Below are 21,708 nucleotides of genomic sequence, written 5' to 3' on the forward strand. Positions count from 1 at the left end.
TCAATCAACGGTTAATGAGTGACTCACAACCAGCTTGACGCAGAGGGGCTCCTGCACATACTGCTATGGGAAGGATTGGTTACCCGTCGTTCATGTGAGGGCGCTAGCGTGGACGCCATGAGCATGAGGAGCACCCCGGGCCTGGCCCGCAGATTGGGCACGGTGGACGCCGTCGTGATTGGCCTGGGTTCCATGATCGGCGCCGGAGTCTTCGCCGCGTTCACGCCCGCAGCCCAAGCCGCGGGATCCGGACTGCTTGTCGGCCTGGCCATTGCCGCCGTTGTGGCGTACGCCAATGCCACGTCGTCAGCCCAACTGGCCGCGGCCTACCCCACCTCCGGCGGCACCTACATATACGGGCGCGAGCGCCTGGGGCCGTGGTCCGGCTTCCTGGCCGGCTGGGGATTCGTCATTGGCAAGACCGCCAGCAGCGCCGCCATGGCCATGACCTTTGCCGCCTACGCGGCCCCGCCCGGATGGGAACGCCCGTTGGCGATTGCCGCCGTCGTGCTTCTCGTGGCCGTGAATTACCGGGGCATCAGCCGGACGGCAGCCCTGGCCCGCATCATTGTGGCCGCCGTCCTCGCTGCCCTGGCTGTTGCGGTTGCCGCGGTCTGGGCGGGCGGGACCTCTTCCAGCCCGGCCGGCTTCCTGGGCGACGGGCTGTTCTCGCACGGCTGGTACGGGATCCTGCAGTCAGCGGGGCTGCTGTTCTTTGCCTTCGCCGGCTATGCCCGGATCGCCACGCTGGGAGAAGAAGTCAAGGATCCGCGCCGCACCATTCCGCGCGCCATCCTCATCGCACTGGCCATCGCGGCCGCTGTGTATGCCGGCGTGGCAGTCACGCTGCTTGCTGCCTTGGGGCCCGACGGCGTTGCCTCCACCGCGGCACCCCTCGCCGATGTGGTGGCTGCAGGAGGTTGGAGCTGGGCTGCTCCCGTGGTCCGTGTTGGCGCAGCCCTGGCGTCGTTGGGCGCGCTGCTCGCCTTGATCGCCGGGCTGGGCAGGACGTCTTTGGCCATGGCCCGGGAAGGCGACTTTCCGCGCTGGTTCACTGCCATCCATCCGACGTTTCAGGTGCCGCACCGGGCAGAACTGGCGCTGGGTGCTGCGATTTGCCTGATCATTGCCTTTGCGGACCTGCGCGGCGCCATTGGTTTCTCATCCTTTGGCGTGCTGGTCTACTACCTTGTGGCCAATCTTGCCGCGTTCACCCAGCCAGCTCCCGACCGCCGATACCCCAAGTTTCTGCAGGTGCTGGGTGCCGCGGCGTGCGTGGTGTTGGTCGCCACGCTGCCGCTGGAGGCGGTGTTGGCCGGGCTGGTGATGTTCGCGGTGGGGATCGTTTACCGCGCGGCCAGGCTCCGCCGTCGGGCTTCACGCAGCTGACATTGCCCGGATGAGAGCGAGCGTTCCCCCAAAACGCCCCGGATCTGCAGGAGCGATTGGGGAAAACGCCCCGCATCTGAGCGAGCGTCGGAAAGTAGCTGGGTGGGGTGGGCTAGAGGCTGATGCTTGTCACCGGCATGGAGGAGTCCGTGCCGAAGGCCAGCCCGCTCGGGGCCACCCCGTTCATGACAAGCTGCGCGCCGAGGGCCGCCACCATGGCGCCGTTGTCGGTGCACAGCGACATTGCCGGCACCAACAGCGTGATCCCGGCCGCCGAGCACCGCTGCCCCGCCAACTCCCGCAGGCGCGAGTTGGCCGCCACGCCACCGCCCAGCAGCAGCGTGGTGATGCCCTGCTCCTTGCAGGCCAAAACAGCCTTGGCCGTGATGACGTCGAGCACGGCTTCCTGGAAGGAGGCGGCAATGTCCGCCACCGGCACCGCTTCGCCGCGGGCCTCGTAGCCCTCAACGCAGCGCGCCACCGCGGTCTTTAGGCCGGAGAAGGAGAAGTCGTAGCGGTGCGGGCCGGGCTCCTCCGCGGTGCCCATGTACTTGGGCATGGTCAGCCCGCGCGGGAACCGGACGGCCTTCGCGTTGCCTTCCTTCGCCAGCTTGTCGATGGCGGGGCCGCCTGGGTAGCTCAGCCCCAGCAGCCGGGCCACCTTGTCAAAGGCCTCCCCGGCGGCATCGTCGATCGTGGCACCCAGCAGCTCCACGTCGGAGGCGATGGAACGCACCCGGAGGATCTCGGTATGACCTCCGGATACCAAAAGGGCGCCGAGATTCTCAGGCAACGCCCCGCCGTCGTACTTGGCGGCGATGGATTCATCGAGCAGGCCGACGCCCACGTGCGCCACAAGGTGGTTGATGGCGTAGAGCGGCTTGCCGGTGGCCAGGGACAGGGCCTTCGCCGCGCTGACGCCCACCATGAGCGCGCCGGCCAGGCCGGGACCGCTCGTGACGGCGATCGCGTCGACGTCGTCCAGGGTGACACCGGCGTCGGCGAGCGCCTGTTGCAGGGTGGGCACGAACGCGTCCAGGTGCGCGCGGGAGGCGATCTCGGGGATGACCCCGCCAAACCTGACGTGCTCGTCCATGGAGGAGGAGACCGTGTTGGTCAGCAATTGTGTGCCACGCACCAGCCCAACACCTGTCTCATCGCACGAGGATTCAATCCCCAAAATCAACGGCTGCTTCATGAGGGGTCCTTCGGGCTGGCATCGGTTTCGGCGGCATGCGCGGCGGCTGTTTCGTGCGCTGATGGGGGCAGGGTCAGGCGCATGATCAGCCCGTCCGAGCCGTCCCGGTAATACCTGCGCCGGGTGTGAATGTGTTCAAAACCGTAGCGCTGGTACAGCTTTTGTGCGCGCGGATTTGTGGAGCTGACCTCCAGCATGATGTCGGCAGCCCCGCGCCGCGCCGCCTCGGCAATGAGCTCGTCGAGCATCGCCCGGGCAATCCCGCGCCCCTCAAATTCGGGCAGCACGCCGATGGTTTGGATGTCTCCGATGGGCGGCACGCACATCAATCCGGCGTAGCCAACGGTTTGTTTCCCGTTTCCATGGCCGACGGCGGATGGCAGCTCCGCGATGATGTACCGGCGGGTTTCTGGTTGCGAAAGTTCCCCGACGAACATGTCCCGCGGCCAGGAATCCACCCCGAAAAGCGTCTTGTCCAGTGCTGTGATGAAGTCAATGTCGGCGGGGATCATGTCGCGCAGGCAGGCAGCTTGGCCGCTTGGTTCAGCAGCGGTCATCAGAGCGCCCGCTTTCGCGGTCCTGGCACCTTGGCGTCTGATTCGCGCAGGTACAGCGGGGTGGAATCCAGCAGACCTGCCCCTTCGAGGGAGCGGGCGGCAATGATCTTGCGTGCCGCTGCGCGGCCAAGATCCACTGCGGTGGGCTGGGCTTGGGCAAACAGCGGGTACACGCTGGCGCCGCCGCCCTCCAGCACCTCCTGGTACAGACCGGCCCCTGCCCCGAACACCTGCAGGGCCGGGATGTCACCGGCCGGGCCCACGTGGGGGCCGTCCAGCAGCTCGGCGTGTGCACTGTATTTTGCCCAGTACACTTCCTTGCGTCTTGCGTCGGTGGCAATGACAAAGTCGCGCATGGCCAGGGGCCCCACGGCACGGCCGTCCTGGTAGGCGGGTGCGTCAAATACCTGCTGGGCCAGGGCGTCCAGGCTCATCATGCCGTAGAGCGGCACGCTCCAGCTGAAACTTAGGGTGCGGGCCATGGCAATGCCTGCGCGCAGGCCTGTGAAGGGGCCGGGGCCGGTGCCCACCACAATGGCATCCAATGCGGGGCCTTCCGTGACCGGGTCTGTGAATAGTTCCTGGATGCCTGGCGCCAACACTTCGGCGTGGCTTCGGGTGTCGGAAGTGGCAAAGTTGGCCACTAGTTCCACGGTTCGCACAGTGTCGTGCGGGTCAAAATCAAGCAGGGCGGCGCTGGCTGCGGCCGAGGTGTCAATGGTCAGGATTCGCACGTGTTTTAGTCTATTCCGTTGGGTTCTTGGGCTGCACCAGTGCTTAGCTGGGCCAGCGCTGAAAAGTCGACGCCGTCCCAGCGCGGCCCGACCGCGCTCAAGCGCAAGGTGCGGGGTTCGTCGTCGTCCTCGTCAAAGGTGCCGGCAAAGTCGAGGGTGGCGGAGTCCTCCCCGGCGAAGTCCCCGGCAGGATCCCTGGCGGGATCACCGGCAGGATCACTGGCGGGATCACCGGCGGGGGCCGGAGCTGCGCCGCCCACAGCGCGGACGAGCTCAATTTCCAGCCGGCTGGCGGCCAGGTGCTCCACCCGGTCCACCCCCCACTCAACCACTGTCACGGCCGAGTCCATGGTGTTTTCCAGGTCGATGTCATCGATCTCACCCGGCGTGGCCAGGCGGTAGGCGTCAACGTGGACCAGGTCGGGGCCGCCCGGATTGTGCCCGTCGGGAAGGTTCGGGTGGATGCGCACCAGGACAAAGGTGGGCGAGATGATGCCCTCGCGCACGCCAAGGCTGCGGCCCAGTCCTTGCGTGAACGTGGTTTTGCCGGCGCCCAGCTCGCCGCTGAGGATGATCAAGTCCCCGGCCTGGAGGAACTTGGCCAGCTGCTGCGCCAGCTGTTGGGTCGCCGCCGCCGTGCCGGTGCGAAATTCCCACTGGCTCACTGGTCACCGCCGGTGCATTCGACGCCGCCGGTGTAGCTGCGCGGCACCCGTTGGCTGATCCGGGTGACCACCTCGTAGTTGATGGTTCCGGCGGCGTCGGCCCACTGCTCGACGAGGGGTCCGCCGTCGTGCCCGTTGCCAAACAGCACGGCGGTGGCACCCAAGGCGGGCCCGGCAGCGACATCGGGCCCGGCCTCGGAGCCAGAATCGGAGACGGCGCCGGCCACCTCCGCGTGCGGGCCCAGGTCAATGACCATCTGGTCCATGGCGATCCGCCCCACCACGGGGTACGTGATCCCGTTGACGCGCACGGGTCCGCCGGTGGCAACCCGCGGAATGCCGTCCGCATAACCCATCGGCACCAGGCCCAAGGTAGTGGGCGCGGCCGTGACATAGTTCAGCCCGTAGGAGACGCCCTGCCCTGCCGGCACGTTCTTGCACAGCGCAAGGTGTGTCGCCAGGGTCATGGCTGGGACCAGGCCCAGCTGCGCCGAGGTGCGGTCGGGGAAAGGTGACAGCCCGTAAATGCCCAGCCCCACCCGCACCAGGTCGAAATGCGTGTCCGGGCGCGACAATGTGGCGGGCGTGTTGGCGAGGTGGCGCACCTCAAGGTCGGCGCCGGCAGCCTCCGCCACAGCCACGGCCTCGCGGAAACGCTCCAGCTGTTCATCCGTTTCCGGCCGCTCGGGCGCGTCGGCAACGGCGAGGTGGCTGAAGACGCCGACCACCCGGATCAGGCCCTCACGCTGGTAGCCCATGGCGGCGTCAACCAGCGCCGACCAGTGCTCGCGGGAGCAGCCATTGCGACCTAGTCCGGTATCAATTTTCAGGTGCACGCGGGCCGGGCGTTCCAATGCGCGGACGGCACCAACAATGTGCTCCAGTTCCCAGCCCGAGCAGCCAAGATCAATGTTGTTTGCCACTGCGGCGGTGAAATCGCTCAGCGGCGTGTGTAGCCACGAGAGCACCGGCGCGTCAATCCCTGCCTCACGCAGCGCCAGGGCCTCGGCAATGTGGGCGGTTCCCAGCCATTGGGCACCGGCGGCGACGGCCGTTTGCGCCACTTGAACAGCGCCGTGCCCGTAGGCGTCGGCCTTGACCACCGCCATGAATTGGGCTGGTGCCGACAGTTCACGCAGGTGGCGGATGTTGTTGGCGATGGCGGACAGGTCAATGATGGCTTGCCGTTCAAGGCCTGAATCAGGCTCTGGAACCGGCGCGACGAAGGGACTCACCCACCCATTTTAGCCCGTTTTGCGGCCCGACCCCCGCCTGCCCTGTGGTTGACGGCCCCGACTGGGCCCCGACCGAGTCCCGGACCGGGATTGGCGGGCTAGGTTGCGGGCACGGGCAGTGGCAAGATTAGTACAGTTGTTGGCAGTCCCGCCGGTTGGGCTGCCATGGGTTAATGAGCGGGAGGACGCGGATGCACCAGGTACGGCGCGTGGCCATGCTCTCCTTGCACACCTCGCCCCTCGACCAACCCGGTGGCGGGGACGCCGGGGGCATGAACGTCTATGTCAGGGCCCTCGCGCTGGAGCTGGCCACGGCCGGGATTGTCGTCGATATTTACACCCGCCGCACCGCCGGCGACCAGCCGGACACCGTGCCGCTGGCCCCCCACGTAAACGTCCACCACATCACGGCCGGCCCGTTTAGCAAGGTTTCCAAGGAGGCCCTGCCTGAGCTGATCAATGAAATGGCCGACGCCGTTGCCTCCCACATTTCCCAGCTCACCTCGGCCCCGTCCCCCGGTCTGGCTCCGGGCTTGGCCGCCGGCGGTGCCGCCGGGTTGGCCGGGTTGCCCGTCAATGTCATCCACTCCCATTACTGGGTGTCGGGGATGGCGGGGCTGCTCGTGGCGAAACGGCTTGACCTGCCGCTCGTGCACACCATGCACACCATGGCCCGGGTCAAAAACCACCACCTGGGGCCCGGCCAGAGCGCGGAACCCGGCATCCGGGAGGACGGCGAACAACACATTGTTGCCGGAGCCACGCGGCTCATCGCCAACACCACGGCCGAGGCTGCCGAAATTGAGGGCCATTACGACGGCTGTGAGCAGCGCATCGACGTGGTCTCCCCCGGCGTGGACCTGCATGTTTTCCAGCCCGCGTTCAGGGACCGCTCCCGGGGCGTGCTGGGCATTGGCGCAGAGGACTTCCACCTGGTGTTTGCCGGGCGCTTCCAACGGCTCAAGGGTCCCCATGTGTTGGTCAAGGCCGCGGCTGCGCTGCGCTCCCAACGCCCGGAGATCCCGCTGCGCCTAACGTTCCTGGGCGCGCGCAGCGGCAGTGAAAAGTATGATCTCCCGCAGCTGATCGCCGACGCCGGACTGGAGGACATCGCAACCGCACTTCCCCCCGTGGGGCCGAAGGAATTAGCGGACTGGTACCGCAGCGCCGACCTGGTGGCGGTGCCGTCCTCCAGCGAGTCATTCGGCCTGGTCGCGTTGGAGGCACAGGCCTGCGGCACGCCCGTGGTGGCCACAAATGTTGGCGGACTGCCCCGCGCCATCAGCGACGGTCGGACAGGTTTGCTGGTGCAGGGCCGTTCCGCCAAGTTGTGGGCGCAGGCCATCGCCTCGCTGTACGACTTTCCACAGACCCGGCTGGACATGGGCCGGGCCGCCTCCGTCTTTGCCCAGTCGTATGGCTGGGAAAACACGGCACGGCAGACCATGGCCAGCTACGACCTGTCCCTGACGTACCAATACGTGGCACCCCCAGGCTGCTAGCCTTCCCACTCTCCCAACGCCCCCTCCCAACACTCCTGCAGATCCGGGGCTTTTTTGGCGAACGCTCCTGCAGATACGGGGCATTTTTTCCCAACGCTCGCTCTGCGTGAAGCTGGTTGTCCGTTTGGATAGTTCTGCACCTTCCTCCTGCCGAACTGGTCACAAACACCGCACCCGTGGCTAACGTGATGCTGGTGACTGTCGCAACGGCCGGCTCCCGCCCATCACTCGGGCACCGCACCGGACAGCCACGAAAAGCCTTCAGGCAATGACGCCTGGAGGAACCCGTTGAAAGGTTCACAACACCATGAAACGACTGTTTCGAAGCCCAGCGATGCGGAAGGCCGCAGCGGTATGTGCGGGGCTGCCCCTGCTGCTGGTCACTGTGGGGGCACTGCCGGCGTCGGCCAACCCGAACGAGCAACCCTCCTCAGATGCCACACAGCATCTCATCACCCAGACGGACATCGATCCGCTCCTGTACCAGGCGGGGCGCTACATTGTGGTCCTGGCCGAGCAGCCCATAGCCATGTACGACGGCGGCACTGCCGGACTTGCGCCCACGAAGCCGCAAGCCGGCCAGCAACTCGACACCACCCGGCCCGAAGTAAAGCAGTACCAGGCGCACCTCGAGACCACGCAGGCCACGGTCGCCAAGGCCGAGAACGTACAGGTCAAGCGCACGTTCACGGCGGCACTGAACGGCTTCTCCGCCGACCTGTCGGCCGAGCAGGCCCTGGCGCTGGCCAAGGACCCCGCCGTGCTGGCAGTGGCGCCCGACACGGAGAATGCACCGGACTACTCCAGCACCGACTTCTTGGGCCTCAGCGGCGAAAATGGCAGCTGGAACACCGCCTTTGGCGGCCAGGACAAGGCCGGCGAAGGTGTAGTGGTGGGCGTCATCGACACCGGCTACACGCCGTCGAGCCCGTTCTTTGCCGGTGATGAGGTCGCCCCGCTCACCGGGGAACCCCAGGTTGGCGTCCCCTACCGCACCGACGACGGCAACATCGCGATGCTCAAGGCCAACGGCGACACCTTCTCCGGCGAATGCCAGGCCGGTGTGGAGTCGGGAGCCGACTTTGACGGCAGCGCCTGCAATTCCAAGGTGCTCAGCGCCCACTACTTTGTCGACGACTTCATCAAGTACGTGGCGCCGGAAAATCGTGCACCGCAAGAGGTGCTCTCCCCCGTGGACGTGGCCAGCCACGGCACGCACACCGCCAGCACCTCCGCCGGCAACGCCAACGTCCAGGCATCCATCGGCGGCCGCGACATGGGCGTCACGGCAGGCGTGGCGCCGGCCGCCAAACTGTCCGTCTACAAGATCTGCTGGGAGGACGACGACCCCGACACCGGCGGCTGCTATTCCTCCTCCGCTGTTGCGGCCATCAACCAGGCCATCCTCGACGGCGTGGACGTGCTGAACTACTCCATCTCGGGCAGCACCGACACCACCACGGACCCGGTCTCACTGGCCTTCCTCTCGGCAACCTCGGCCGGGATCTTCGTTGCCGCCTCGGCGGGCAACTCCGGCCCCACCGCAGGGACCGTCAACCACGGCGCCCCCTGGGTGACCACCGTGGCCGCCACGTCCTTCTCTTCGGAGCTGCAGGGCACGGCGGAATTCGCCGACGGCAGCAAATTCCGGGGAGCCAGCATGATGGGCGCAAGCCTGCCGGAAAGCCCTGTGGTGCTGGCCGCAACGGCCGCCGCCGCAGGCGCAGCCAGCCCCGAACTGTGCGGCCCCGACGTCTTGGATCCGGCACTGGTTGCCGGGAAGGTGGTGGTGTGTGACCGCGGCGTGATCGACCGCACCGCCAAGAGCGCCGAGGTCAAGCGTGCCGGCGGTGTGGGCATGATCCTGGTCAACGTCACTTCCTCCTCCGAAGACGTGGACCTGCACGCAGTGCCCACAGTCCACGTGAACCCGCCGGCCTCACAGGAAATCAAGGACAAGGTGACGGCCAACCCGGACATCCTGGTCGCCTTGGTGGACCACGACACCACCGGCCTGCCCGTTGATCCGCAGCCGCAGATCGCCGGCTTCTCCTCCCGCGGGCCGCTGGGCGCCACGGGATCGGACCTCCTCAAGCCCGACGTTGCCGCACCCGGTGTTGCCGTGCTCGCAGGAGTTTCACCCATTGCCAGCGGCGGCGACCAGTTTGGCATGATGTCCGGAACGTCCATGGCGTCCCCGCATGTTGCCGGATTTGCCGCGCTTCTTCTTGCCAAGAACCCCGCATGGTCCCCCGCCACGGTGAAATCAGCCATGATGACCACCGCCACCGATGTGGTGAACGCTGACGGCAGCAAGAACACCGATCTGTTCGCCACGGGCGCTGGCCAGACCGCTGTGGCCAAGGCGCTCTCACCGGGACTGGCGTACGACGCCGGCGACACCGAATACTTGAAGTTCATTCAAGGCACCGGCGTCGACCTGGGCATGCCCGATCTTGGCAGCACAGCGCCGCGGGACATGAACGTGGCATCGTTTGCCGTAGGTTCCCTTGCCGGAAAAGTCACCGTCACCCGCACCGTCACGGCGCTGACACCGGGACTTTACCGTGCCACGGCCAACGTCCCCGGCGTCAACGTCAAGGTCACACCCCCGGTGTTGAACTTCTCCGCAGCCGGCGACAAGCGCACCTTCAAGGTCACCTTTGAAAATGCCACGGCCGCCCTGGGCGAGTTCGCGATGGGCAGCCTGTCCTGGCAGGGAGCCGGCGCCACCGTGACCTCACCTGTTGCCGTCCGCCCGCTTCCCGTCATCGTTGCCCCGGAAGTTGCCCTGACCTCCGCCAAGGCCACGGACAGCGGGCCGATCCCGGTGGTTTCAGGCACCAGCAATCCGGTCAACATGACCCTGGACGGCTTGTCCAAGGCTGATTCAAACACCATTGAACTGGTCCCCGGCCCGCTTGTTGTGGGCACGGACCAGTCCAACTTCGTCAAGGAAGTGACGGTGCCGGAGGGGACCACGCTGGCGAAGTTCCAGGTGCTTTCCTCTGATCCAAACGCCGATTTCGACATGATCGTGTTCAATCCACAGGGCCAGTACAGCGATGTCAGGACGGGCTCATCGAGCGAGACACTTTCGCTGTCCGACCCCGCCCCGGGAACGTACACCGTGCTGGCGAATCTGTATTCCAGCACCGGCGACGCAGCCGTGACGGCAACTGTTGATGCTGCTGTGTTGGGCGCCAACGTCGGAAACGCCACGGTGTCACCAAACCCGCTGAAACTGGCCAACGGCAAATCGGGCGACGTGACACTGAGCTGGATGGGCTTGGAACCGGGCTCTTATCTGGGCCGCATTTCCTTCGGCGACGCCGGCACCGCAACGTTCGTTTCCGTCATCATCTCGCCGAGCGGCACAGTCGTCGTTCCTGATGAGGACGGCCCCCACAAGGGCAAGCCGATCAAGGACAAGAAGGCTGTGACGTTGTTCCCTGACGCCCCGCCCCTCACCGACCTGCAAATGTAGGGCCTGCCCCTGTTTTCTGCAGCCACGCACGACGGCGGCCATCCAGATTTGCTGGATGGCCGCCGTCGTGCGTGGACCGTCTTTGGCCCGGGTGTTGGATGTTGGGGCCGCCAGGGTGTTGGCGGGGACGCCAGGGCTGTCGCCGCGACGCTAGATGGCGCCGGTGCCGCCGGCCAGCGCGCCAAACAGTGGGGCCATGGTCCGCCACCGCGCAATTTCGCAGCCGTCGGTCCGATTGAAGGTGGCGTTGACTTCCTTGCCCTTGAACCAGCCGGTCACCACCGCGATCTCCGGGCCGCCGTATTGCTGGGTGCAGACGCGTGTGGGATCCGGGACGGGGAAGAACATTTTTTCGCCGTGGCTTGCCACGGCTGCGAGCGCGGCCGCCGGGTCGGGCAGGCTGGATTCAGTCAGCGTCGGCGCGTCGGCAGGGTCTGGAACGTCCGCAACAAGCCGGAACTGGTGTGGTTCGGCCCCGGGCGATTCCGTGAGCGTGATCGATAGGTCGATGATGCCTGCCGCGGGCGCCGTGCCCGTCGCGGACGGGGCGGTGCCGGGAGGGACGGTGGGCGAGGCTGTGGCCGGTTGGGAACCCGGCACCGCGTCGGGCGGGTTTCCGGGGTCAGTCTGGGCGCAGGCGGCCAGGGCCAGCAGCGGGACAAGCAGCGCGGTAGCGACAAAACGGAAATGTGCCTTCATGTCCACCAGTTTCGCAGCACCTGGCGCTTAGCAACAGCCCCCGGCCCAACCCTCGCTCACATTCGGGGCAGTTTCCACCGACGCTCGCTCTCTGATAGTTATTGGCAGGCCTGGTGCCCGCTGGCAGGATTGATGTAGGACCGCTGCAGTGTGACTCACGCCCCGGCCGATCCTCTGGCCCCAGCAGCGCCTTCTAGTTCACCCTGCGCAAAGTTCACGACGAACTCCCCGCTGGCAGAACCCTCCCGACCCGGCAGCCGTCAAAAGTGCCGCAGGCACTGGGACATGCCCAGGGGCAACAGAGGGCGCGAACCCACACCTCGGCTAAACGGAGGAAACGGAGTCGCCAGTCGACACGCAACGAGACGGGTTCAGCGTTGAGGTCCCAACACCCGCCTCTGGCCCAGTACGTCTTCGAGAGCCAGCCCACCACCGATTACACCACCGCGTTTGCCTCATCCCTGATGACCATGGCACCGTTGCTATTGGTATACCTGTTCGCCCAGCGCTGGGTCATCTCCGGCGTCATGAGAGGATCCATCAGATAATGACTGCCACTGTTTCCACTGTTTCCGGTACTGCCACGCCCGGCCCCACAGCTTCCGACACTGCCACGCCCCTGCACCCCGACGCCCATTGGTGGCGCCAGGCCGCCGTCTATCAGATCTACCCGCGCAGTTTTTCCGACGCCAACGGCGACGGCATGGGAGATCTCCCCGGTGTCACGGCCCGCATGGACTACCTCTCGGATCTGGGCATTGACGCGATCTGGTTGAGCCCGTTCTACCCCTCGGCACTGGCCGACGGCGGCTACGACGTGGACGACTACCGCAACGTCGATCCCCGGCTCGGCTCGCTGGACGATTTCGATGCCATGGCTGCCGCTGCGCATGCGGCGGGCATCCGGATCATCGTTGACGTGGTCCCCAACCACTCCTCGGACCGGCACGAGTGGTTCAAGGCCGCCCTTGCCTCCGCTCCGGGTTCCCCCGAGCGCGCCAGGTACCACTTCCTTGAGGGCCTTCCGGATGGTTTAGGGGACGACGGCGGCCTGCCGCCTTCGGACTGGCCCTCCCACTTTGGCGGGGGTGCTTGGACGCGGGTGGTCGAGGCGGCCGGTCCCCGCGCCGGTCAGTTGGGCCAGTGGTATTTGCACCTGTTTGCCCGGGAACAGCCCGACTTCAACTGGGACCACCCCGAGGTGCGCGAGGATTTCCACACCACGCTGCGTTTCTGGGCGGACCGCGGCGTCGATGGTTTCCGCATCGACGTGGCGCACGGGCTGGCCAAGGACATGTCCCTGCCGCTGCGTTCCAAGCCTGCCTTGGAAATCCTGGTAGATGACGGCTCCGATCCGCTCTTTGACCGCGACGACGTCCACGAGATCTTCGCGGGTTGGCGCAGCGTGCTCAACGAATATGATCCACCCAAGGCCGCCGTGGCCGAGGCGTGGGTGCCGTTCACCGAGCGCCGCCTGAAGTACGCCCGCCCCACCGAGCTGGGCCAGGCGTTCAACTTTGACCTTCTCCAGGCACCCTTCGCTGCCGCCGAGTTCCGCTCCATCGCCGAAAAGTGCCTCACGGAGGCCGCCGCTTCCGGGGCCTCCTCCACCTGGGTGTTCTCCAACCACGACGTTGTTCGCCACGCCTCCCGCTATGCGTTTCCCGACGGCAGCACGCAAAAGGACCTGGAGGCCTGGCTGCTGGCGGACGGTGCATCGCCCACACTGGATTTGGCGCGCGGTCTGCGCCGGGCCCGGGCTGCGACATTGTTCATGCTCGGCCTGCCGGGCTCCGCGTACCTGTACCAGGGTGAGGAACTGGGCCTGTTTGAGGTGGCCGACCTCCCCGTGGATTCGCTGCAGGACCCCACCTGGTTCCGGACCGGCAACACGGTCAAGGGCCGCGACGGCTGCCGCGTGCCGCTGCCCTGGTCTTCGTTCGAGCCATACTTTGGCTTTGGCGGCACACCCTGGCTGCCGCAGCCCGCATGGTTTGGTCCGCTGGCAGCCGCCGCGCAGGACGGGGCTGCCGGGTCCACCCTGGAAATGTACCGTGCCGCCCTGGCGCTGCGGCGCGAACTGCAGTCGGAGGAGTCGCTGGAATGGCTTGCTTCCCCTGCGGCCGAGGTGGTGCACTACCGCCGCCCGAACGGCTGGCAGGTGATCACCAACTTTGGTGCCGCCCCCGCACAGCTGCCATCCGGCGTCGACCTTGCCAAGCTGGTCCTCAGTTCTGGTGGGACGGATACACCGGCGGTGGGTGCAGGAACGGAAGCAGTGGCGGGAACAATCGAGGGAGAGACAACCCTCTGGCTCGCCCCCTAACCCCAACGCTCGCTCACATACGGGGCATTCCCACCCAACGCTCGCTCACATACGGGGCACTTCCACGCAACGCTCGCTCACCACCGGTCACCGTCGATTTGACGGTGGCCGGCCACGTTCCGAGTACCTGTGGATAACTTCTGCAGGGTCTGCAAATTGAGACCACAATGTCCCTATGAACATTTCCCAAGCACCGAGGCTTCCTGACAGACCATTCACACTGGGTGAGGCGCAAGCCTTGGGTGTTTCACGAGACAAACTCCGAAGCCGCGAATTTTCCGGAGTCAGCCGCAATTTGTACCGCCCGGCGTCGTGGGATTTTGAACTGCGGGATGCTGCGCGCGCATTGTGCGTGGCGACGCCTGGGGCATGGATTTCCCACACCACCGCCGCAAGACTGCATGAGTTGATCTTGCCGCCGTGGCTGTCGGAGTCCAATGACCTGCATTTGAGCAAACCCAGAAAGCTGCCTGGAACGCGCCGGAGCGGCATCGTTGGGCACACGGTGGTCACCCTGCCTGGTGAAGTTGAGTTCATCGACGAGCTGCGGATCAGCGTCCGGTCACGTACCTGGCTCGATCTGGCGCGCACACTTCCGCTCTACGAGCTCATCTGCATGGGTGACCAGCTCATTCGCATCCCCCGGCCGGAATTTGAGGGCCGCAGCGAACCTTTTGCCACGCTCGATCAGCTCCGGGCCATGGCGGATCGGCACAAGAATCTCCAGGGGATCGTCCGGGCACGCGAAGCCCTCGAACTCATGAGGGTGGGTGCCGATTCCGGGCCGGAAACGCTCATGCGCCTTGCCATGCTCGACGCCGGCCTGCCGGAGCCCGAGTTGCAGCTGAAACTGTGGGACGGGCCAAAGGCGCCGTCGGCGGACGCCGGATACAGCGCACGGCGCATCGCGTTGCAGTACGACGGCGCCCATCACTTGGATGAGGCCCAGCGCCACAGCGACAGGCGGCGAGACAAAGCGTTCGGGGCTGCCGGCTGGACCGTGTTGGTCTTCACCGACGAGGATTTGGCCGATCATTTTCAAAACGCAGTCCTGCTCATCAAGCAGGCGTTGCGGACTTCCTGGGTGGACCCGGCCATCGCGTCCGGTTTTACGTCGAGCAGCTAACGCCCCCGGTGCTGATCAGTCCTAAATGCCGAACGCTCCCCCACCTGATGTGAAGGAGCGTTCGGCATTTCTCACCCACAAGTGAGCGAGCGTCGGTGAAAACCGGCCCGTATGTGAGCGAGCGTTGGGAATGGAAGGCTAGATGTCGCCGCGGATAAAGGCTTCAACCTTTTCGTGGGCGATGTCGTCCGCGTACTGCTCCGGCGGGGACTTCATGAAGTAGCTGGAGGCGGACAGGATGGGTCCGCCGATGCCACGGTCCATGGCAATCTTTGCCGCACGGATGGCGTCGATGATGACACCTGCGGAGTTGGGCGAGTCCCACACCTCAAGCTTGTATTCCAGCGACACGGGGGCGTCGCCGAAGTTGCGGCCTTCGAGACGGACAAAGGCCCACTTGCGATCGTCAAGCCAGGCGACGTAGTCGGACGGGCCGATGTGGACGTCGTCCTCACCCAACACGGCCGAGGTGTTGGATGTGACAGCCTGAGTCTTGGAGATCTTCTTGGATTCAAGGCGCTCACGCTCGAGCATGTTCTTGAAGTCCATGTTGCCGCCAACGTTGAGTTGGTAGGTGCGGTCCAGGACCACGCCGCGGTCTTCGAACAGCTTGGCCATGACGCGGTGCGTGATGGTGGCACCGATCTGGGACTTGATGTCATCGCCCACGATCGGCACACCGGCGGCGGTGAACTTGTCAGCCCACTCCTTGGTTCCGGCGATGAAGACGGGGAGGGCATTGACGAAGCCCACGCCGGCGTCGATGGCGCACTGGGCGTAGAACTTGGCGGCGGCGTCGGAGCCAACCGGCAGGTAGCAGACCAGCACGTCGACCTTGGCGGCCTTCAGCGTTGCCACAACGTCCACCGGATCGGCGTCGGATTCAACGATGGTCTCGCGGTAGTACTTGCCCAGCCCGTCCAAGGTGGTGCCGCGCAGCACGGGGACACCCAGGTGGGGGACGTCGGCAAGCTTGATGGTGTTGTTTTCGCTGGCGCCGATGGCCTCGGAGAGGTCCAGCCCCACCTTCTTGCTGTCGACGTCGAACGCTGCAACAAACTGCACGTCGTTGACGTGGTACTGGCCAAATTCAACGTGCATCAGGCCGGGGACCTTGACGCTGGCGTCAGCGTCGCGGTAGTACTCGACACCCTGCACCAGCGATGAGGCACAGTTTCCCACGCCTACGATGGCAACGCGAATAGGATGATTGGACACGGAACTCCTTTATAAAACTCACAAGGGTCCGACGCTCACTTTGCGGTGATGGGTCGACGCACGTCTTCACACATGAGGAAAAGACACGACGCACGGCTGTTCGGCCGGACCTGACGCCCCAACGGCGCCCTTAACCATTCTAGACAACTTCTGCTGCCTCGATTTTGTTCCCTCGAGGCAGCAGAGAATTGATTTCTTCCCACGCAAGCCGGCCACGGAGCCGTGCCTGCACGTTTTTTACTACTTCTGCGCCCACCTGTTGATGTCAGATTCGACGGCGAACTCGTCAATCGCGGTCAGCTCGGCTTCGCTGAAGTCAAGGTTGTTGATCGCGGCCACGCTGTTCTCCAGCTGCGCAACGCTCGAGGCGCCCACGAGTGCCGAGGTGACGGGGCTGCCCTTGATCTGCCCACGCAGGAGCCAGGCAATGGCCATCTGTGCCAGCGACTGGCCACGCCCGGAGGCAATCTCGTTCAGGCCCCGAACGCGGGCCATCTTTTCCTCCGTCAGGTCGTTTTCCGACAGGAAGTGCTCCTTGGCTGCGCGGGAATCAGCCGGCACACCCTTGAGGTACCGATCCGTCAGCACACCCTGCGCCAGCGGCGAGAAGGCAATGGAACCGGCCCCGACGGCGTCGAGCGCTTCGTAGAGGTTAGGCTCCCCGTTCTCGGTCCAACGGTTAAGCATGGAGTAGGAGGGCTGGTGGATGAGCAGCGGGGTGCCCATTTCCTTCAGGATCCGGGCGGCTTCAAGCGTCTGGGCCGGAGTGTAGGAGGAGATGCCGGCGTACAAAGCCTTGCCGGAGCGGACCGCATGGTCCAGGGCACCCATGGTTTCCTCCATGGGGGTGTCCGGATCGGGTCGGTGGCTGTAGAAAATGTCCACGTAGTCCAGGCCCATGCGGGTCAGCGACTCGTCCAGGCTGCCCAGCAGGCTCTTGCGTGAACCCCACTCACCGTACGGGCCGGGCCACATCAGGTAGCCGGCCTTGGTGGAGATGACCAGTTCGTTGCGGTGGGCGCGGAAGTCGTCCTTGAAATGGCGGCCAAAGTTGGTCTCGGCGCTGCCGGCCGGCGGCCCGTAGTTGTTAGCCAGGTCAAAGTGCGTGACACCCAGGTCAAAGGCGCGGCGCAGGATGTCGCGCTGCACCTCGAACGGCTTGTCATCACCAAAGTTGTGCCACAGTCCCAGTGAGATGGCGGGCAGTTTCAGCCCGCTGCGGCCGACTCGGCGGTAGGGCATGGTTTCATAGCGGTTCTCCGCGGCGTGAAAGGTCATACCTGACATCTTGCCACTTAAATACTGTGAGCTGCGTCTAGTCTCGGTCCGGAGCGCGCAGCACAAGAACCGAGTGGGCCGTCACGGTCACTTTCCCAGCGGCCATAAACTCGTTAGCGGCAACCCCGTCCGTATGAATTTCCACCACCCACCGCGGCGCATAGTCGTCGCCCGGGAGGGTAAAGTCGACGGCCCCGTCACCGCCGTTGAACAGCAGCAGGAAGCAGTCATCCACCACGGGCCGGCCCCACGCGTCGCAGTCGGGGAGGCCGCCACCGTTGAGGAACACCCCGATGCTGCGTCCGAATCCGCTGTCCCAGTCGGCGGGCGCCATGGCGGCGGCGTCGGGGCGCAGCCACACAATGTCCGGCAGTGCGCCGTCGTCCCCGCGTTCCACTGGGTGCCCATCAAAAAACCGGCGACGGCGGAACACCGGGTGCGCCTCCCTCAACCGTGCCAGCCGGGAGACAAAGTCGATGAGCCCGGCGTCGGCCTTGGCCCAGTCGACCCAGCTCAGCGGCGTATCCTGGGCGTAGGCGTTGTTGTTGCCGTTCTGGCTGCGGCCCAGCTCATCGCCGTGCAATAGCATGGGCACACCCTGGGACAGTAGCAGCGTGGTGAGGAAGTTGCGTTGTTGGCGGGCCCGCAGCCCCTGCACGGCGGGGTCATCGCTGGGCCCTTCCACCCCGCTGTTCCAGGAACGGTTGTGGGATTCGCCGTCGCGGTTCTCCTCCCCGTTCGCTTCGTTATGCTTGTCGTTGTAGCTGACCAGGTCGGCCAGGGTGAAGCCGTCGTGGGCGGTGACGAAGTTGATGGAGGCCACAGGGCGGCGCCCGGAATGGCCGTAAAGGTCCGACGATCCCGTCAGCCGGGCAGCAAATTCGCCCAAGGTCGAGGGCTCGCCGCGCCAAAAGTCCCGGACGGTGTCCCGGAATTTCCCGTTCCATTCGGTCCATTGCGGCGGAAAATTTCCCACCTGGTAGCCGCCGGGGCCCAGGTCCTAGGGTTCCGCAATGAGCTTCACCCTCGAGATCACCGGATCCTGCTGGACCATTTCAAAGAACGAGGAAAGTTTGTCGACGTCATAAAACTCGCGGGCAAGGGTGGCCGCAAGGTCGAAACGGAAGCCGTCAACGTGCATTTCGTTGACCCAGTAACGCAGCGAATCCATGATCAGTTGGAGCGAGTGCGGCGACCGGACATTCAGCGAATTTCCGGTGCCTGTGTAGTCGAGATACAGCTCCTTGTTTTCCTCCTGCAGCCGGTAATAGGCATCGTTGTCGATCCCGCGGAAGGACAGGGTGGGGCCCAGGTTGCTACCCTCCGCCGTGTGGTTGTACACCACGTCAAGGATCACTTCCAGGCCGTTGCGGTGCAGTTCCTTGACCATGGCCTTGAACTCGCGCACGTGGTCACCGGGCTCGGAGGTGGAGGCGTATTCGTTGTGCGGGGCGAAAAAGCCGATGGTGTTGTAACCCCAATAGTTCCGCAGCCCCATTCCCAGCAGCCGCTCATCCTGGACAAATTGGTGCACCGGCATGAGTTCGACGGCGGTTGCCCCCAGTTTTTTGAGGTGGGCCACAACGGATGGGTGGGCCACCGCGGCGTAGGTGCCGCGCAGTTCCTCGGGAACATCGGGGTGCAGCTTCGTCAGGCCCTTGACGTGGGCCTCATAAATGAGGCTCTCGTGGTACGGAATGTCAAGCTTTTTGTCCATGGTGCCGTCCGTGTTGCGCCAGTCGAAAAGGTCGTCGACCACCACGCTTTTGTACGTGTGGGCGGCCGAATCGGCGTCGTTGCGCACCAGCGGTTCCCCCAACTGGTAGCCAAAGACCTCCTGGCCCCAGTCAACGGTGCCGTCGATCCCCTTCGCGTAAGGGTCAAGGAGCAGCTTTGCGGAATTGAAGCGCATACCGTTGGCCGGATCCCAGGGCCCGTCAACGCGGTATCCGTACCGCTGGCCCGGGCCGACTCCCGGCACGTAGCCGTGCCACACGTAGCCGTCCACCTCCGTCAGCGGGAGGGCTGTTTCCTTGCCATCCTGGTCAAAAAGGCACAGTTGCACCGACTCTGCCCCGTCGCTGAACAGCGCAAAGTTGGTACCTGCTGCGTCAACGTGGGCACCCAGCGGATGATCCCTGCCCGGCCAGATTTCCATGACTTCCCCTGAAAGTTGCTGTTCACGCTACAGTTTTATTTGGCACAACCGTGCCCAAACGGGTGGAATTCTTTGCGCCAGCTGCCCCGCGTTCAGCGGGCTGCCGCGATCCTGCCGGGACAGCTCGCCGTGGAGAGCTGCTGCGAGCGCGGCAGTTCGGGCCAGATCGTGCGGCGCCAGGTTCCCGGCCGAAGCCCCGGCTCCTGCACCGCCGGCCCTGCCGCCACCCATATCTGCGGTGCCCGCTGCAGTTGGAGTCTCCGCCGCCATGGCCAGTAGGGCCACGAGAATGCCTGCCAGGGTGTCGCCGCTTCCGGCTGTGGCCAGCGCCGGGGAGCCGTTGGCTTGGGTGTACGCACAACCGTCTGGTGCCGCCACCACCGTTGTGGCACCCTTGAGCAGCACCACGGCACCAAACAGCGCCGCGGCCCGGCGGGCTGCGGCGAGTGGCGCCGCCGAAATCCTGTCCCGGTCCAGGTCCACGCCGTGGCACTGAAAAAGGGCGGCCAGTTCCCCGGCATGCGGGGTGAGGACCAAACACGCGTTCCCGTCCTCCGTGGAAGGCACTACGAACGGCAGTGCCGCGGCGTCAACCACGGTGGGCAGGCCACTGGCCATGGCTGCCTCTGCACGCCGGCGCTGCTGCGGGTCCCCGTCAATGCCGGGGCCGGCCAGCCATGCTTGAACTCGAACAGTCTCCGGGAACTCCCCGGAGCACACCACCTCAGGGTTCCGCAGTTGCACTGCGCCGACCACCCGCTCCGGGCCGAGGTAGCGAACCATCCCGGGTCCGCACGCCGACGCCGCGGCAACCGCCAAGATCCCCGCACCCGGATAGTGCGCGGACCCGGCAATAATTCCGGCAACGCCCCGCGTGTATTTATGGTCCGTGGCGCGGGGACGGGGCAGCAGCGCCGCCACGTCCCCCGGCTCCAACCGCACCACATCCGGGGCACCCAAAAAGTCCGCAATACCCAGGTCGACGCACCGCACCTCGCCGCACAATTGTTCAGCAGGGGACGCCAGCAGGGCCGTTTTCAGGGCCCCAAAAGTCACCGTGAGATCGGCGCGCAGCACCGGCCCATGCACCTCCCCGGTAGTGGCATCCACGCCGCTGGGCAGATCGCACGCCACAACCGCCGGGCGTGCGCCACCCGCCAGAACCTCCAACGCGGCAACGATTCCGGCTGCCGGTTCGCGCAGGCCGCCCCTGCCACCTGTGCCCAGCAGTCCGTCAATCACGACGTCGGACAGCTTGGCTTCCGCCAGAAAGGTCGCCACTGTCCCGGCACCGGGCGGCAGGGCTGCGCCGGCACGCTCCGAACGAGCCACGCCGGGGCCTGGCAGCAGCGAAAGGCACCGCCCGCCCGCCTTCTCAAAAGCAGCCAGCGCCTCGGGATGGGTCCGATCGCTGGTGAGCAACGCCGTCGTGCGCGTTCCTCGACTAGCCAGCCAGGCGCCGGCGTAAAGCGCGTCCCCGCCATTGTTGCCCGAGCCGATCAGCAGCACCGCCCGGGCACCATAGACACCGCGGCCGCAGGAACGCAGGGTGGCTGCCACCCCCATGGCCAGGCCGTGCGCCGCCGTGCGCATCAGCTCCGGGCCGCGTCCGGCAGCCAGGAACGGCTGTTCGGCGGCACGGACGGCGGCGGCGGTGTAGGCGCGGAGCATGTCAGCTCTCAGCAATCACCATGGCTGTGGAAATTCCGCCGTCGTGGCTCATGGACAGGTGCCAGTGCTTGATGCCCTTTGCCTTGGCGACGGCGGCGACGGTGCCCTTGACGTTGATGGTGGGGCCGTGCTCGTCGAGACCGATCCAGCAGTCCTGCCAGTTCATGCCGGCGGGGGCCCCCAGCGCCTTGGCCACAGATTCCTTGGCGGCAAAGCGGGCGGCCAGCGACTGCGTGTTCAGGCCCCGCTCGGCCGGCACAAAGAGCCGGTCAAGCAGCCCGGGCGTGCGCTCAAGCTGCCGGCCGAAGCGCTCAATATCAACAACGTCCACACCAATGCCAATGATCATGCCTCCACCCTATTCCCAGCCGCTCCGTTCGTCTCGCAAGTCCCCAGTCGCACCCACGTGTCGCAGGCTTCACGCGGGCCCCTCACGATCGTGGCCCCACCCAGTCTGTGCGCATG

16 protein-coding genes and 1 pseudogene are annotated in these 21,708 nt (G+C 65.7%); 6 read left to right on the forward strand and 11 right to left on the reverse strand.

Annotated features, from left to right (window positions below; all coding sequences use genetic code 11):
• Positions 1–123: 123 nt before the first annotated feature.
• On the forward strand, positions 124–1,389 hold the full coding sequence (locus tag art_RS09805) for an APC family permease (RefSeq protein WP_038469570.1): 1,266 nt from the start codon (positions 124–126) through the stop codon (positions 1,387–1,389).
• A 112-nt stretch (positions 1,390–1,501) separates the two neighbouring features.
• Here the strand turns inward: art_RS09805 and tsaD are convergent, their stop codons facing one another.
• From tsaD to alr, 5 genes are read right to left on the reverse strand one after another with little or no spacing between them, the layout of a single operon-like run.
• Entirely contained in the window at positions 1,502–2,587 is a 1,086-nt protein-coding gene (tsaD, locus tag art_RS09810; protein ID WP_038464563.1) for a tRNA (adenosine(37)-N6)-threonylcarbamoyltransferase complex transferase subunit TsaD, read from the reverse strand.
• Complete coding sequence (rimI, locus tag art_RS09815) at positions 2,584–3,144, reverse strand: ribosomal protein S18-alanine N-acetyltransferase (protein WP_052136209.1); 561 nt, start codon at positions 3,142–3,144, stop codon at positions 2,584–2,586. The genes tsaD and rimI overlap by 4 nt, the downstream gene beginning before the upstream one ends.
• Positions 3,144–3,878: a tRNA (adenosine(37)-N6)-threonylcarbamoyltransferase complex dimerization subunit type 1 TsaB gene (gene tsaB / locus art_RS09820; RefSeq protein WP_038464566.1), complete on the reverse strand. Its 735-nt coding sequence runs from the start codon at positions 3,876–3,878 to the stop codon at positions 3,144–3,146. The genes rimI and tsaB overlap by 1 nt, the downstream gene beginning before the upstream one ends.
• A 5-nt stretch (positions 3,879–3,883) precedes the next feature.
• Complete coding sequence (gene tsaE, locus art_RS09825) at positions 3,884–4,543, reverse strand: tRNA (adenosine(37)-N6)-threonylcarbamoyltransferase complex ATPase subunit type 1 TsaE (RefSeq protein WP_052136211.1); 660 nt, start codon at positions 4,541–4,543, stop codon at positions 3,884–3,886.
• Positions 4,540–5,778, reverse strand: coding sequence for an alanine racemase (gene alr, locus art_RS09830; RefSeq protein WP_038464569.1), 1,239 nt, complete (start codon positions 5,776–5,778; stop codon positions 4,540–4,542). The genes tsaE and alr overlap by 4 nt, the downstream gene beginning before the upstream one ends.
• Positions 5,779–5,969: 191 nt before the next feature.
• Between alr and art_RS09835 the strand changes: the two genes are divergently transcribed.
• Both art_RS09835 and art_RS09840 read left to right on the forward strand, forming a co-directional pair.
• Entirely contained in the window at positions 5,970–7,280 is a 1,311-nt protein-coding gene (locus tag art_RS09835; protein WP_038464572.1) for a glycosyltransferase, read from the forward strand.
• Between the two features lie 307 nt (positions 7,281–7,587).
• Positions 7,588–10,767, forward strand: coding sequence for a S8 family serine peptidase (locus art_RS09840; RefSeq protein WP_253901548.1), 3,180 nt, complete (start codon positions 7,588–7,590; stop codon positions 10,765–10,767).
• Between the two features lie 150 nt (positions 10,768–10,917).
• Here the strand turns inward: art_RS09840 and art_RS09845 are convergent, their stop codons facing one another.
• A complete protein-coding gene (locus art_RS09845) occupies positions 10,918–11,466 on the reverse strand; it encodes a hypothetical protein (protein ID WP_367643777.1) in 549 nt (182 codons plus the stop codon).
• Between the two features lie 377 nt (positions 11,467–11,843).
• Here art_RS09845 and art_RS21660 point away from each other — a divergent pair, with 377 nt between their 5' ends.
• The 3 genes from art_RS21660 to art_RS09855 all read left to right on the forward strand — a co-directional run bounded on the left by art_RS21660 (position 11,844) and on the right by art_RS09855 (position 14,918).
• Complete coding sequence (locus art_RS21660) at positions 11,844–12,014, forward strand: hypothetical protein (RefSeq protein WP_367643778.1); 171 nt, start codon at positions 11,844–11,846, stop codon at positions 12,012–12,014.
• Positions 12,014–13,792 (forward strand): glycoside hydrolase family 13 protein, encoded by a 1,779-nt coding sequence (locus art_RS09850; protein ID WP_038464575.1) that lies wholly within the window; start codon positions 12,014–12,016, stop codon positions 13,790–13,792. The genes art_RS21660 and art_RS09850 overlap by 1 nt, the downstream gene beginning before the upstream one ends.
• Before the next feature lie 175 nt (positions 13,793–13,967).
• Positions 13,968–14,918 carry a DUF559 domain-containing protein gene (locus art_RS09855; protein WP_038464609.1) on the forward strand — a complete coding sequence of 317 codons (951 nt, stop codon included), beginning with the start codon at positions 13,968–13,970 and terminating at the stop codon, positions 14,916–14,918.
• 138 nt (positions 14,919–15,056) lie between these two features.
• On the opposite strand, the gene art_RS09860 is transcribed toward art_RS09855, so the two are convergent.
• From art_RS09860 to art_RS09880, 5 genes and pseudogenes are all read right to left on the reverse strand, one after another.
• A complete protein-coding gene (locus art_RS09860; protein ID WP_038464623.1) occupies positions 15,057–16,136 on the reverse strand; it encodes an inositol-3-phosphate synthase in 1,080 nt (359 codons plus the stop codon).
• Positions 16,137–16,376: 240 nt separating this feature from the next.
• Positions 16,377–17,414 carry an L-glyceraldehyde 3-phosphate reductase gene (gene mgrA / locus art_RS09865; protein WP_038464628.1) on the reverse strand — a complete coding sequence of 346 codons (1,038 nt, stop codon included), beginning with the start codon at positions 17,412–17,414 and terminating at the stop codon, positions 16,377–16,379.
• A 37-nt stretch (positions 17,415–17,451) separates the two neighbouring features.
• Positions 17,452–19,572: pseudogene (glgX, locus tag art_RS09870) on the reverse strand (glycogen debranching protein GlgX).
• A gap of 27 nt (positions 19,573–19,599) precedes the next feature.
• Entirely contained in the window at positions 19,600–21,243 is a 1,644-nt protein-coding gene (locus tag art_RS09875) for a bifunctional ADP-dependent NAD(P)H-hydrate dehydratase/NAD(P)H-hydrate epimerase (protein WP_038464630.1), read from the reverse strand.
• Position 21,244: 1 nt separating this feature from the next.
• Positions 21,245–21,592, reverse strand: coding sequence for a holo-ACP synthase (locus tag art_RS09880; RefSeq protein WP_038464633.1), 348 nt, complete (start codon positions 21,590–21,592; stop codon positions 21,245–21,247).
• Between the last annotated feature and the right edge of the window lie 116 nt (positions 21,593–21,708).

It is taken from the genome of Arthrobacter sp. PAMC 25486, from assembly GCF_000785535.1.
In the GTDB taxonomy this organism is placed as follows: domain Bacteria; phylum Actinomycetota; class Actinomycetes; order Actinomycetales; family Micrococcaceae; genus Specibacter.